The organism is Arthrobacter sp. SLBN-53, assembly GCF_006715585.1.
GTDB lineage: Bacteria > Actinomycetota > Actinomycetes > Mycobacteriales > Mycobacteriaceae > Mycobacterium > Mycobacterium neoaurum_A.
The window spans coordinates 1211030-1223534 of record NZ_VFNN01000001.1; the positions used below are offsets into that span (position 1 = coordinate 1211030).

Genomic DNA, 12505 nt, shown 5'->3' on the forward strand with positions numbered 1-12505 from the left:
CTCAGGACTCCTTCCCCAGCTCGATGAGCAACTCCTCGCGTTGGCGGGCCAACTCCGGGGTGATGTCGTGGTAGACGGTGTCGAACACCTCGGCGATATCGGGATCGGGCGCGCCGACCAGCGCCTCCCGCAGGTCCGTGCGCAGCCGCGCCGCCCTGCCGGCAACCCGCTCGGCGAGTCGGTCGGTCAGCACTCCGGTCGCTCGCAGGTACGCGGTGTACCGGGCGATCGGGTCGCGGGCCGCCCAGTCCTGGACGTCCGCGTCGTCGCGGTAGCGGCTGGGGTCATCGGAGGTGGTGTGCGGCCCCATCCGGTAGGTGAGTGCCTCGATGAACGTCGGGCCACCACCATCGCGGGCACGCTGGGCGGCCTCGGACATGACGGCAAAGCAGGCCAGCACGTCGTTACCGTCGACGCGCACCGCCGGCATGCCGTATCCGGCGGCGCGATCGGCCAGCGAGGTCGCCGCATGCTGGCGGTGCTCGGGCGTCGAGATGGCGAACTGGTTGTTCTGGATGAAGAACAGCACCGGAGCAGCGAACACCGCGGCCAGGTTCAGCGCTTCGTGCGCGTCCCCCTCGGAGGTGGCGCCGTCCCCCATGAACGCCACCGTCACCGAGTCCTCGTCGAGGCGTTGGGCGGCCATCGCCGCACCGACGGCGTGCAATCCGTGGGTGCCGATCTGAATGCAGATCGGCGCGCAACATCTCTCGGTGAACGACAGGCCGCCGTGCCAAGATCCTCGCCACACCGCACCCATCTGTGGGGGTGAGATACCGCGGGTGAGGAAGGCGCCGAGCTCGCGGTACTGCGGGAACAGCCAATCGGTCTTGCGCAGGCTTGCCGCCGCACCGATCTGCGCCGCCTCCTGCCCGCGGCAGGACGCGTAGAGCGCGAGCTCACCCTGGCGCTGCAGGTTCACGAACTCGGTGTCGAGTTCGCGGGTCAGCACCATCAGCTCATAGAGCCAGCTCAGTGTTTCCGGTGGGAGATCGCGTCGATACCGCGTCTCGGCGGTCGGGGCGCCATCGGCACCGACCAGTTGTAGGGGTGCAGAAATGACAGCCATACCGCCTCCTTCAGGGTGGCGGCATGTTCGGCCGCCGTTTCCTCGAGGTGCTCGGCACAGAGGCGGTCGTGCGACCCCCTGGTCAGGGGCGCCGGCTAGCTACCGGGGTGGGGCGCAAGCTGGACGATCCGCTCGGCCCGCCGCAGTACCGGGGCATCCACCATTATGCCCTCGAAGGCGAATGCGCCCCGGTGGTTTGCCGCGGCGGCCAGGACGTGTCGCGCCCACTGCACCTGCTCCCCGGTGGGCGCGTAGCCATCCCGGATCACGCTCACCTGCGTCGGGTGCAGTGCCACCTTGATGTCGAAGCCGACGGCGACGGCGTCGTCGGTCTCGCGGCGCAATCCGTCCAGATCCTTGATGTCGATGTACACCGAGTCCAGCGCCAGCTTGCCGTGGGCCTTGGCCGCCAGCAACGACTGGGACCGGACATGCGTGGCGACGTCCCGATAAGACCCGTCCGCGACGCGGTTGGTGGTGCCGCCGAGGGCACCGAACAGGTCCTCCGCACCCCACATGACGCCGATGGTGTTGGCCGCCGCGGCGGTTTCGGTCACCGTCAGCGCGCCCAACGGGGTCTCGACGATCAGGACCACCTGCAGCGGTGCCAGGGCCGTCACCTGTTCGGGCGCCTCACATTTGGGCAGCATGACGGTGGTGTAGCCGGTGCGCGCCAGCGCCTCCAGGTCCAGCCGCTGGTCCTCGGTGCCGTGCGGATTGATCCGGATGACAGTGCGGGCCGGATCCAGCGGGGTGTCGACGATCGCATCGCGGGCGGCGGGCTTGTCACCGGCACCGTCCTCAAGGTCGAGGATGACGATATCGGCGGCGGCGGCCGCCTTGGCGAAACGTTCGGGACGATCCGCCGGACAGAAGATCCATGCCGGACCCTTGTTCGCGAAGTTCACCGGTCCTCCTGAGGCCTCTTGCGCACCATGGTCTTTCGCGATGCGGTGGCGACGATGTCACCGTGCTGGTTGCGGCCGACGTGGGCGAAGGTGACGATCCCTTCACCGGGGCGGCTCTTGGACTCCCGCTTGTCGACGACCTCGGACTCGGCGTACAGGGTGTCACCGTGGAAAAGCGGCTTCGGGAAAGCGATCTCGGAGAATCCGAGGTTGCCGACGATGGTGCCCTGGGTCAGCTGCGCCACCGAGAGGCCGACCAGGGTCGACAACGTGAACATGGAGTTGACCAGTCGCTGGTTGAACGGCGGCTGCGCATCGGCGAACGCAGCGTCCAGGTGCAGCGCCTGGGTGTTCATCGTCAAGGTGGTGAACAGGACGTTGTCGGCCTCGGTGATGGTGCGGCCGGGCCGGTGCAGGTACAGCACGCCGGTCTGGAACTCCTCGAACCACAGCCCGCGCTGCTCGACGACCTTGCGGGGTTCCCCGTCCGCCGTCACAGGCCCAGCCCCCGCGCGATGAGCATCAGCTGCACTTCGGTTGTGCCTTCGCCGATCTCGAGGATCTTGGAGTCCCGGTAGTGGCGGGCCACCGAGTACTCGTTCATGAACCCGTAGCCGCCGAAGATCTGGGTGGCGTCACGGGCGTTGTCCATGGCCGCCTCGCTGGACACCAGCTTGGCCACCGACGCCGCCTTCTTGAAGGGTTTGCCCGCCAGCATCAGCGCGGCGGCGTCGTAATACGCGGTGCGCGCGACGTGGGCGCGCGCCTCCATCCTGGCGATCTTGAAGGCGATGGCCTGGTAGCTGCCGATGGCCGCACCGAACGCCTCGCGTTCCTTGGCGTATTTCACGCACTCGTCCACGCAGCCCTGGGCGGCGCCGACCGACAGCGCGGCGATCGCGATGCGGCCTTCGTCGAGGATGCTCAGGAAGTTGGCATATCCGCGGCCGCGTGCGCCGAGCAGATTCTCCCGCGGCACCCGCACGTCATCGAAGCTCAGCGGATGGGTGTCCGAGGCGTTCCAGCCGACCTTGTTGTAGGCCGGCTCGGCGGTGAACCCCGCCGTCGGGACCGGCACCAGGATCGCCGAGATCTCCTTCTTGCCCTCGGTTTCACCCGTCACGGCCGTGACGGTGACGAGCTTGGTGATATCGGTGCCGGAGTTGGTGATGAACTGCTTGGAGCCGTTGATGACCCAGTCCGAACCATCCTCTTTGGCGGTGGTCTTGGTGGCACCGGCGTCGCTACCGCCACCGGCCTCGGTGAGTCCGAAGGCCCCCAGTGCTTTTCCGCTGGCCAGCAGTGGCAGCCACTGTTGCTTCTGCGTCTCGTTGCCGAATCGGTAGACCGGCATGGCGCCGAGGGAGACACCGGCTTCCAGGGTGATGGCCACGCTCTGGTCGACCTTGCCGAGTTCCTCCAGCGCCAGGCACAGGGCGAAGTAGTCGCCGCCCATGCCGCCGTACTCTTCGGGGAATGGGAGCCCGAAGAGTCCCATCTCGGCCATGCCGTCGACGACCTCGTACGGGAAGCTGTGCTCGGCATCATGTGTGGCCGCCACCGGTGCCACGACGCTCTGCGCGAAGTCGCGGACGGTCTTGGCCAGCTGCGCGTAATCGTCGGGCAGCGTGCCGGTGGACAGGTAATCGGTCATCGTTGGGACTCCTTGCTTGCGGTGATGCGGGCAAGGGGCTGCCCGACCTTGACCTGGTCGCCGACGGCGACGAGTAGCTCGGCAATACCGTCGACGGGTGCCTTGAGCGCGTGTTCCATCTTCATCGCCTCGACGGTGACGACGACCTCCCCGGCGGACACGTCGGCGCCGCTGTCGACTCCAACGGCGACCACCGATCCCGGCATGGGGCTGAGCAATTCGGCATCGCCGGCATGCGCGTCGTCGGCGCGCGCCGAGGACTCTCGCACCTCACGCACCAGGATGGTACGGTCCGGGCCCGCCAGCCAGATATCGGCGCCGTCGGCGGCGACGACGAACTCGGTGCGCAACCCGTCGACCACGATGCTGAGCTCCCGGCCGGACAGGGCGGCGCCGATGCGATAGCTCTGCCCGTGTTCGACGGTGGCCGTGGCCGATTCGGGTACACCGGTCAGGCGGACGTGCTCGACGCGCTCCCCCGAAGCCACCCGCGCCACGGTCGGGGCGTGGGCTCCGGTGCGCCAGCCCGAGGGCGCCGACCACGGATCATCGCTGCGGTTCTGCCAGCCCTGCAACCAACGGAACGCCGCGGCCGCGATCAAGTCTGCGTCATCGGCGTGCGGGGCAACGTAATCCGGCAACCGCCGGTCCAGCAGTCCGGTGTCGAGGCGGCCCGACCGCACATCGGGATCGGCGAGCAGGAAGCGCAGGAAGTCGATGTTGGTGGTGACGCCGAGGACCGCGGTGTCGGATAGCGCACGGTCCAGACCACGCAGAGCCGCATCGCGGTCCGGGCCGTGGGCGATCACCTTGGCCAGCATCGGATCGTAATCGCTGCCCACCACCGTTCCGGCGTAGATCCCCGAATCGACCCGCGTCGTGCCGATCCCCCGGCCACCAACGGGTTCGACGACGTCGAGCACCGTGCCGCCGGTCGGCAGGAATCCGCTGCCGGGATCCTCGGCGTACACCCTCGCCTCGATGGCGTGCCCGGTGAGTGTGATATCGGTCTGCGTGAACTGCAGCGGGTCGCCGGCCGCGATACGGATCTGCTGTTCGACCAGGTCGACGCCGGTGACCATCTCGGTCACCGGATGCTCCACCTGCAGGCGGGTGTTCATCTCCATGAAGAAGAACTCGTCGGGACGGTCGGCCGAGACGATGAATTCCACTGTGCCCGCACCGGTGTAGTCGACGCTGCGTGCGGTGTTACATGCCGCTTCGCCGATCCGGGCCCGGGTGGCCGCATCCAACAGTGGCGACGGGGCCTCCTCGATGACCTTCTGGTGCCGGCGCTGCAGGCTACATTCCCGCTCGCCGAGGTGGATCACGTTGCCGTGGTTGTCGGCCAGCACCTGGACCTCGATGTGCCGGGGATTCAACACGAACCGTTCCAGGAACAGCGTGTCGTCGCCGAATGCCGAGGCCGCTTCGCGCCGCGCCGAGACCAGGGCCGCCGGTAGTTCGGTGGCATCGTGGACCACCCGCATGCCCTTGCCGCCACCGCCCGCGGACGGTTTGACCAGGACCGGAAAACCGACGTCGGGTGCGCCGGCGATCAGCTCATCGTCGGTCAGCCCGGGCCGCGAGATGCCGGGCACCACCGGGACGTCGAACTCCGAGACCGCCGCCTTGGCCGCGATCTTGTCGCCCATCGTCTTGATCGCGCGCACCGGTGGGCCGATGAACACGATGCCCGCGGCGTGCAGGGCGGCCGCGAAATCTGCGTTCTCGGCCAGGAACCCGTATCCGGGGTGCACGGCTTGTGCACCGGTGCGCCGAGCGGCATCGACGATGGCGTCGATGTTCAGATAGCTCTGCCGGGCCGCGGCCGGACCGATGCGCACGCCCGTATCGGCCTCGCGGACGTGGCGGGCACCGGCGTCGGCGTCGCTGTAGACCGCGACCGACCGGATGCCCAGCGCGCGCAGCGACCGGATGACGCGGACGGCTATCTCCCCGCGGTTGGCGACCAACACAGTGTGGAAGAGTTCGGTAACCATCTGCATCACATCCTGAAGACGCCGTAGGACACTGGCTCCAACGGAGCCTGTGCGGCCACTGACAGGGCAAGTCCCAGAACCGTTCTGGTGTCGGCGGGGTCTATCACGCCGTCATCCCACAACCGGGCGGTCGAATAGTACGGATTGCCCTGGTGTTCGTATTGCTCACGAATCGGCGCCTTGAAGGCCTCCTCCTGCTCCGGTGTCATCTCGCCTCGTACGGTGGCCAGCACCGAGGCGGCCTGCTCACCGCCCATGACCGAGATCCGAGCGTTGGGCCACATCCACAGGAAACGCGGCGAATATGCCCGTCCGCACATCGAGTAGTTGCCCGCACCGTAGGACCCCCCGATGACCACGGTGAGCTTGGGTACGCGGGCGCACGCGACCGCGGTGACCATCTTCGCGCCGTGCTTGGCGATACCACCCGCCTCGTAATCGCGGCCCACCATGAATCCGGCGATGTTCTGCAGGAACACCAGCGGGGTGTTGCGCTTGTCGCACAGTTCGATGAAATGCGCTCCCTTGACCGCGGATTCGCCGAACAACACGCCGTTGTTGGCGATGATCCCGACGGGGTGACCGTGGATGTGGGCGAAGCCGGTGACCAGCGTGGTGCCGTATTCGGCCTTGAATTCGGCGAATTCACCACCATCGACGATCCGGGTGATCACCTCGTGCACGTCATAGGGCACCCGTGAATCCACCGGGACCACATCGTAGAGCTCGGTTTGGTCGGCGATCGGATCGACGGCGGGCCGCATCTGCCACGGTGGGTCCTGACGCGGGCCGAGGGTGGACACGATGCGCCGGACGATGCGCAGCGCGTCACGGTCGTCGTTGGCCAGATGATCTGTCACACCGGAGGTCTTGGAGTGCAGGTCTCCGCCGCCGAGTTCCTCTGCGGTGACCACTTCACCGGTCGCGGCCTTCACCAGGGGTGGGCCGCCCAGGAAGATGGTGCCCTGATTGCGAACGATGACGGCCTCGTCGCTCATCGCCGGGACGTACGCGCCACCGGCGGTGCAGGATCCCAGTACCGCGGCGATCTGCGGGATGCCCCTGGCACTCATGGTGGCCTGGTTGAAGAAGATCCGCCCGAAGTGTTCGCGGTCGGGGAACACCTCGTCCTGGCGTGGCAGGAAGGCGCCTCCGGAATCGACGAGATAGAGACACGGCAGCCGGTTCTGCGCGGCGATCTCCTGGGCGCGCAGGTGCTTTTTGACGGTGATCGGGTAGTAGGTGCCGCCCTTGACGGTGGCGTCGTTGGCCACCACCATGCATTCGCGTCCGCTCACCCGGCCGATACCGGCGATCAGCCCGGCGCCGGGGCATTCGTCGTCGTACATGCCATCGGCGGCCAGCGGCGCGATGTCGAGGAACGGACTACCGGGATCGAGCAGGGTGTCCACCCGGTCTCGGGGTAACAGTTTTCCGCGCCCCACATGCCGGTCCCGCGCCTTGTCCGGTCCGCCGCGTGCCGCGGTGGCCAGTTTGGCGCGCAGTTCGGACACCAGCGCGGTGTGCGCTTCACGATGCGTCATCGATGAACCCGTCCATTTGAGTTAATCATGATTAACTCATGGTATGTTAATCGTAATTAACTCAAATGTCTACGTTCGAGATGGATCCGGGGATGCCCACTGAGACTCCGCGCAGCAGAGCCAAATCCGACCGGCGCGATCAATTGATCGCCGCCGCGGAGCGGTTGGTGGCCGAACACGGGTACCTGTCGGTCCGGTTGGAGGACATCGGCTCGGCGGTCGGCGTCAGCGGGCCGGCGATCTACCGGCACTTCGCCAACAAGGAGGCCCTGCTGGTCGAGCTGCTCGTCGGGATCAGTACCCGATTGCTGGCCGGCGGGCAATCCGTCGTCGCCGAGGCAGCCGGGGCCCGCGAGGCACTGGACGGCCTCATCGAGTTCCACCTCGACTTCGCGCTCGGCGAATCCAATCTCATCCGCATCCAGGACCGCGATCTGAGCCACCTCCCACCGGCAGCGGCGCGACAGGTACGCAAAGCGCAGCGTCAGTACGTCGAGATCTGGGTCGACGTACTGCGCCGGATCGACCCCGATATCGACGAGGCCGACGCCCGGGTCATGGCGCACGCCGCGTTCGGCCTGCTCAACTCCACTCCGTACAGCCTGAAAGCCCCGAGCACCACCCACCCGTCCAGGCCGGTGCTACGGGCGATGACGGTCGCCGCCTTGACCGCCGCCCACCGAAATCCGTAGCCGCGCGGGTACCGTGGGGCCCATGAGGTGGGCATGACCGAATATCCCCGTCGGGACGAGCCGACCCGTCGGCTCGACGGTGGCCAGTACGGCTATCCCGGGTACTCCGACCCCGCATACGCGGGCCAGAGCCCCTACAGTGCTCGGCCCACCGAGCAGATCCCGGCGTATCCGGCCTACGGTTATGACCCGTACACCGGTCAATACGGCGGCACACCACCTCCCCCTCCGCCGGGTGCTCCCGAGCCTCCGGAGCCGCCGCGTACCCCGCGCTGGTTGTGGGTTGTTGCCGGTATCGCCGTCGTCACCGTCATCGGGTTGGTCATCGCGCTGGTGATCGTCAACAGCAGCCAGCAGCAGACCGTCGTGGCGCCCGTACCGTCGCTGACCGAACCGACCGGCGCACCTTCGCCGCCCACCACCACCCGGCGCCCCACCACGACGACCAGCCCGCGCACCGCCGCACCGGCACCCAGCACGACACCGTCGACCACCGCGCCGTCGACCCCGGGGACCACCGAAACCGTGGTCTACACCGTCAGCGGGCAGGGCCGCGCCATCAACATCACCTACGTCGACAATGGCGGTGTCCTGCAGACCGAGTTCAACGTGGTCCTGCCGTGGAGCAAAGAGGTGTCGCTGCCGGGCCCGGCCAACCAATCGGCCAGCGTCAGCATCATCAACGTCGGCCGCGAGGTCACCTGCTCGATCGACATCGAGGGCGCTCAGGTGCAGCAGCGCACCGGCTCCGGCCTGACGATCTGCAGCCCGCTGCCCTAACGCGCGCTGACCCGCGGCGTCTTGACGCCCAGCATCAGGATCAGGCCGAGCGCGAGCACCGCGCACAGTCCGCCCATGCCGGCCCGGTCGGTGCCGAACGCGTCGATGAACAGGAAGAACAGCCACGGCGCGAGCGGGGCGGCGGCCCGGCCGGTGGTCATGTACAACCCGAACGCGACCCCCTCCTTACCTTCGGTGGACATCCGCAGCATCTGGGTGCGCGCCGCCGACAGCGTCGGGCCGATGAACAGACACAGCAGCAATCCGCACACCCAGAACGCCAGCTGACCCGACAGCGTCATCAGCGTCAGCCCGACGATGATCATGAGCGACAGCGCGCCGAGGATCACCGGCTTGGCACCGAACCGGTCGTCGAGCAGCCCGCCGACCACCGCGCCCAGTGCAGCCACCAGGCAGGCGCACACCCCGAACAGCAGCACGCTGGCCGGGGAGATGCCGTACACATTGACACCGAGCACCGCACCGAAGGTGAACACGCCGGTGAGACCGTCGCGGAACACCGCGCTGGCGACCAGGTAGTAGACGACGTTGCGGTCACGGCGCCACTCGCTGCGCACCTCGTGCCACAGCTTGCGGTAGGAGGCGATGATGCCGACCGGCCGATGTGCGGCGTCCGCGGGCGGATTGGGCCCCTTGAGCACCAGCGGCAGTGCGAACACCACGAACCAGGCGGCGGTCAGCAGCATCGCGGCCCGCACGTTCTGGCCGTCATCGGTGGGCAGCCCGAGCAGACCGCCGTCACCGGAGATGAACAGCGCGTAGACGATCAGCAGCAGGCCCACGCTGCCGCCGTAACCGACCGCCAGTCCGGCCCCGGAGATGCGTCCCGAGGTTGCCGGCGTGGACAACTGGCTCAGCATCGCGTTGTAGGGCACGGTCGCCAGGTCGTTACAGGCGGCGGTGATGGCGAGCAGCGCCAGCCCGGCCCACAGATACGAGTAGTCGGTGCCGATGAAGCTCATGCCGGCGACCAGCACCACGACCGCTCCGGTGAGCAGCGCCAGAGCGCGGCGGCGACGGTGCGGCGCGTCGACCCAGATACCGGTGATCGGCGCGAACAGCGCGACGATAAGACCGGCCACCGTGAGCGCGCGACCCAGCCAGCTCGACGGGGAGGTGTCCCCCGGCAGCCCCTCCCCGACGGCGTTGGTGAGGTAGACGGAGAAGACGAAGGTCACCACGATCGCGTTCACCGCGGTGGCACCGCAGTCGTAGAGAACCCACGATCGGACCTGGGACCGCCGGGCCGTATCGGGCGCCGACCCGGGGCTGCTCATGGCCGTCACCCTAACGGTCCCTACGATTTCTCCCATGCCTGTACCCGCTCCCCATCCCGACGCCCGCGCAGTCGTCACCGGCGCCTCGCAGGGCATCGGTGAGGCCCTCGCTTTCGATCTCGCCGGACGCGGCCACCATCTGATCGTCACCGCGCGCCGCGGTGACGTGCTGACCGACCTCGCCGAACGCATCACCGCACGGCACGGTGTGACGGTCGAGGTGCGTGCGGTCGATCTGGCCGACCCCGCCGCCCGCGAGGTGTTCTGCCAGGAGCTGGCCGGGCGCAACATCTCGATCCTGTGCGCCAACGCCGGCACCGCCACCTTCGGACCGCTGGCCAAGCTCGACCCCGCCGGTGAGAAGGCTCAGGTACAGCTCAACGCCATCGCCGTACACGATCTGTGCCTGGCCGTGTTGCCGGGCATGTTGAAGCGCCGGGCCGGCGGCATCCTGATCTCCGGGTCGGCGGCAGGCAACTCCCCGATCCCGAACAACGCCACCTACGCGGCCACCAAGGCGTTCGCCAACACCTTCAGCGAGTCGCTGCGCGGGGAGGTCAAGAAGGACGGCATACACGTCACGCTGCTGGCGCCCGGGCCGGTGCGCACCGAGCTGCCGGATGTCTCCGAGCAGTCGCTGGTGGAGCGGCTGATCCCGGATTTCCTGTGGATCAACACCGAGTACACCGCCAAGGTCTCACTCGATGCCCTGGAGGCCAACAAGATGCGCATCGTGCCGGGCCTGACGTCCAAGGCGATGTCGGTGGCCAGCGGGTACGCCCCGCGCGCGATCGTCACCCCGATCGTCGGCGCGGTCTACAAGAAACTCGGCGGCGAGTAGCGATTTCGGCGCGCCGGCGCTCGGTCAGCGAGCGCGAGCGCGCCGAAATCACTAGCGCCGCCGACGCCGGCCGGTGCCGAAGATGCTGCGGGTGATCTCCCGCCCGATCACCGTGCCCGCCGAGCGCATGGCGCTCTTGAACGCCGGGCTGTCCACCACCTTGTCCAGCAGGCTCGGCTCCATCGGGGCCGGCGGCGGGTAATCGGGGATCGCGATCGGATCCGGATACAACGGCGGCGGCAGATCAGGCACGGTCGCGGTCGGCGGGGGCGGCACCGGGGCGGTCACCGGCGGCGGAGGCGGTGCCAGTCGCGCGGTCAGCAACTCGTAGGCCGACTCGCGGTCGATGGTCTGCCCGTAGGTCGCCTGCAACGGGCTGGCCTGCGCCGCCGCCCTGATCGCATCCGGACCGATGGTGTCCATCAGGGAGCGCGGCGCCCGCATCCGCGTCCACGCGACCGGGGTGGGGGCACCGTTCTCCGAGAGCACGGTGACGATCGCCTCCCCGATGCCCAACGACGTCAGCGCCGACTCCAGGTCGTAGGTCGCGGTCTTGGGATAGGTGCGGACGGTCTTGGACAGCGCCTTCTGGTCGTCGGGGGTGAACGCGCGCAACGCGTGCTGCACCCGGGCCCCGAGCTGGCTGAGCACGCCATTGGGCACATCGGTGGGGAGCTGGGTGCAGAAGAAGACGCCGACGCCCTTGGAGCGGATCAGCTTCACGGTCTGCTCCACCTGCGCCAGGAACGCCTTGGAGGCGTCGCCGAACAGCAGATGCGCCTCGTCGAAGAAGAACACCAGTTTCGGCCTGTCCAGATCGCCCTCCTCGGGCAGCGTCGTGAACAGGTCGGCCAGCACCCACATCAGGAAGGTCGAGAACATGACCGGGCGGGCCGCCTGGTCACCGAGCTCCAGCAGCGTGATGACGCCGCGACCCTGCGCATCGACCCGGATCAGATCCTTGGGCTCCAGCTCCGGCTCGCCGAAGAAGGTGTCCGCGCCCTCGGCCTCCAGGTTGACCAGCGCGCGCAGGATCACCCCGGCCGTCGTGGTGGACACCGCGCCCAGCGCCTTGAGTTCGGGCTTGCCCTCGTCACTGATCAGATACTGGATGACCGCGCGCAGGTCTTTGAGATCCAGCAGTGCCAACCCCTTCTGATCGGCGAAGTGGAAGATCAGTCCGAGCGTCGATTCCTGGGTTGCGTTGAGCCCCAGCACCTTCGACAGCAGGATGGGCCCGAAACTGGTGATGGTCGCGCGCACCGGGACACCGATACCGTCGGTGCCAAGGGACAGGAACTCGACCGGGTGGGCGGTAGGCGCCCAGGCATCGCCGGTGTCGGCGGCGCGTTGCAGGGTCCGGTCGCTGTTGACGCCCGGCTGCGACAGACCGGACAGGTCGCCTTTGACATCGGCCATCACCACGGGCACCCCGGCGGCCGAGAGCTGCTCGGCCATCAGCTGCAGTGATTTGGTCTTACCGGTGCCGGTGGCGCCGGCGACCAGACCGTGCCGGTTCACCATCGCCAACGGGATGCGCACCGCCGCGCCCGGATCGACGACCCCGTCGACGACGACCGCGCCGAGCTCCAGAGCCTGGCCCTGGGTGGCATAACCTGCGGCGATCTGTTGTGCGGGGGTCTGCTCGGGCTGCACTGTCATGCGGCAGACACTACTGAAACGCACCCCGTCGGGGCGGGTTCACGCAGCTGATCA

At 68.0% G+C, this 12505-nt stretch carries 11 protein-coding genes; 3 read left to right on the forward strand and 8 right to left on the reverse strand.

What is annotated here, in order from left to right; genetic code table 11:
* Position 1 precedes the first annotated feature (1 nt).
* The 6 genes from pdhA to FBY28_RS05775 form a co-directional block, all read right to left on the reverse strand.
* Entirely contained in the window at positions 2-1069 is a 1068-nt protein-coding gene (gene pdhA, locus FBY28_RS05750; RefSeq protein ID WP_141865040.1) for a pyruvate dehydrogenase (acetyl-transferring) E1 component subunit alpha, read from the reverse strand.
* A gap of 95 nt (positions 1070-1164) precedes the next feature.
* A complete protein-coding gene (locus FBY28_RS05755) occupies positions 1165-1977 on the reverse strand; it encodes an HpcH/HpaI aldolase/citrate lyase family protein (protein ID WP_141865043.1) in 813 nt (270 codons plus the stop codon).
* The gene (locus FBY28_RS05760) at positions 1974-2474 is read right to left on the reverse strand and encodes a MaoC family dehydratase (protein WP_141865045.1); all 501 of its coding nucleotides are present in this window, start codon (positions 2472-2474) and stop codon (positions 1974-1976) included. Before FBY28_RS05760 ends, FBY28_RS05755 begins: the two co-directional genes overlap by 4 nt.
* A complete protein-coding gene (locus FBY28_RS05765; protein ID WP_141865047.1) occupies positions 2471-3631 on the reverse strand; it encodes an acyl-CoA dehydrogenase family protein in 1161 nt (386 codons plus the stop codon). The genes FBY28_RS05760 and FBY28_RS05765 overlap by 4 nt, the downstream gene beginning before the upstream one ends.
* Positions 3628-5634: an acetyl-CoA carboxylase biotin carboxylase subunit gene (locus FBY28_RS05770; protein WP_141865049.1), complete on the reverse strand. Its 2007-nt coding sequence runs from the start codon at positions 5632-5634 to the stop codon at positions 3628-3630. Before FBY28_RS05770 ends, FBY28_RS05765 begins: the two co-directional genes overlap by 4 nt.
* 5 nt (positions 5635-5639) lie before the next feature.
* Positions 5640-7178, reverse strand: a complete 1539-nt coding sequence (locus FBY28_RS05775) for a carboxyl transferase domain-containing protein (RefSeq protein ID WP_141865051.1) — start codon at positions 7176-7178, stop codon at positions 5640-5642.
* A 92-nt stretch (positions 7179-7270) separates the two neighbouring features.
* Between FBY28_RS05775 and FBY28_RS05780 the strand changes: the two genes are divergently transcribed.
* Together FBY28_RS05780 and FBY28_RS05785 are read left to right on the forward strand one after the other, a co-directional pair.
* Entirely contained in the window at positions 7271-7870 is a 600-nt protein-coding gene (locus FBY28_RS05780; RefSeq protein ID WP_216847518.1) for an SACE_7040 family transcriptional regulator, read from the forward strand.
* A gap of 33 nt (positions 7871-7903) precedes the next feature.
* Positions 7904-8650 (forward strand): MmpS family transport accessory protein, encoded by a 747-nt coding sequence (locus tag FBY28_RS05785; protein ID WP_141865053.1) that lies wholly within the window; start codon positions 7904-7906, stop codon positions 8648-8650.
* Here FBY28_RS05785 and FBY28_RS05790 read toward each other — a convergent pair.
* The gene (locus FBY28_RS05790) at positions 8647-9948 is read right to left on the reverse strand and encodes an MFS transporter (RefSeq protein ID WP_141865055.1); all 1302 of its coding nucleotides are present in this window, start codon (positions 9946-9948) and stop codon (positions 8647-8649) included. The two genes, FBY28_RS05785 and FBY28_RS05790, sit on opposite strands and share 4 nt — an antisense overlap.
* Positions 9949-9982: 34 nt before the next feature.
* Here FBY28_RS05790 and cmrA point away from each other — a divergent pair, with 34 nt between their 5' ends.
* Complete coding sequence (gene cmrA / locus FBY28_RS05795) at positions 9983-10789, forward strand: mycolate reductase (RefSeq protein WP_141865057.1); 807 nt, start codon at positions 9983-9985, stop codon at positions 10787-10789.
* A gap of 51 nt (positions 10790-10840) precedes the next feature.
* Here the strand turns inward: cmrA and FBY28_RS05800 are convergent, their stop codons facing one another.
* A complete protein-coding gene (locus tag FBY28_RS05800) occupies positions 10841-12451 on the reverse strand; it encodes a helicase HerA-like domain-containing protein (protein WP_141865059.1) in 1611 nt (536 codons plus the stop codon).
* Positions 12452-12505 lie beyond the last annotated feature (54 nt).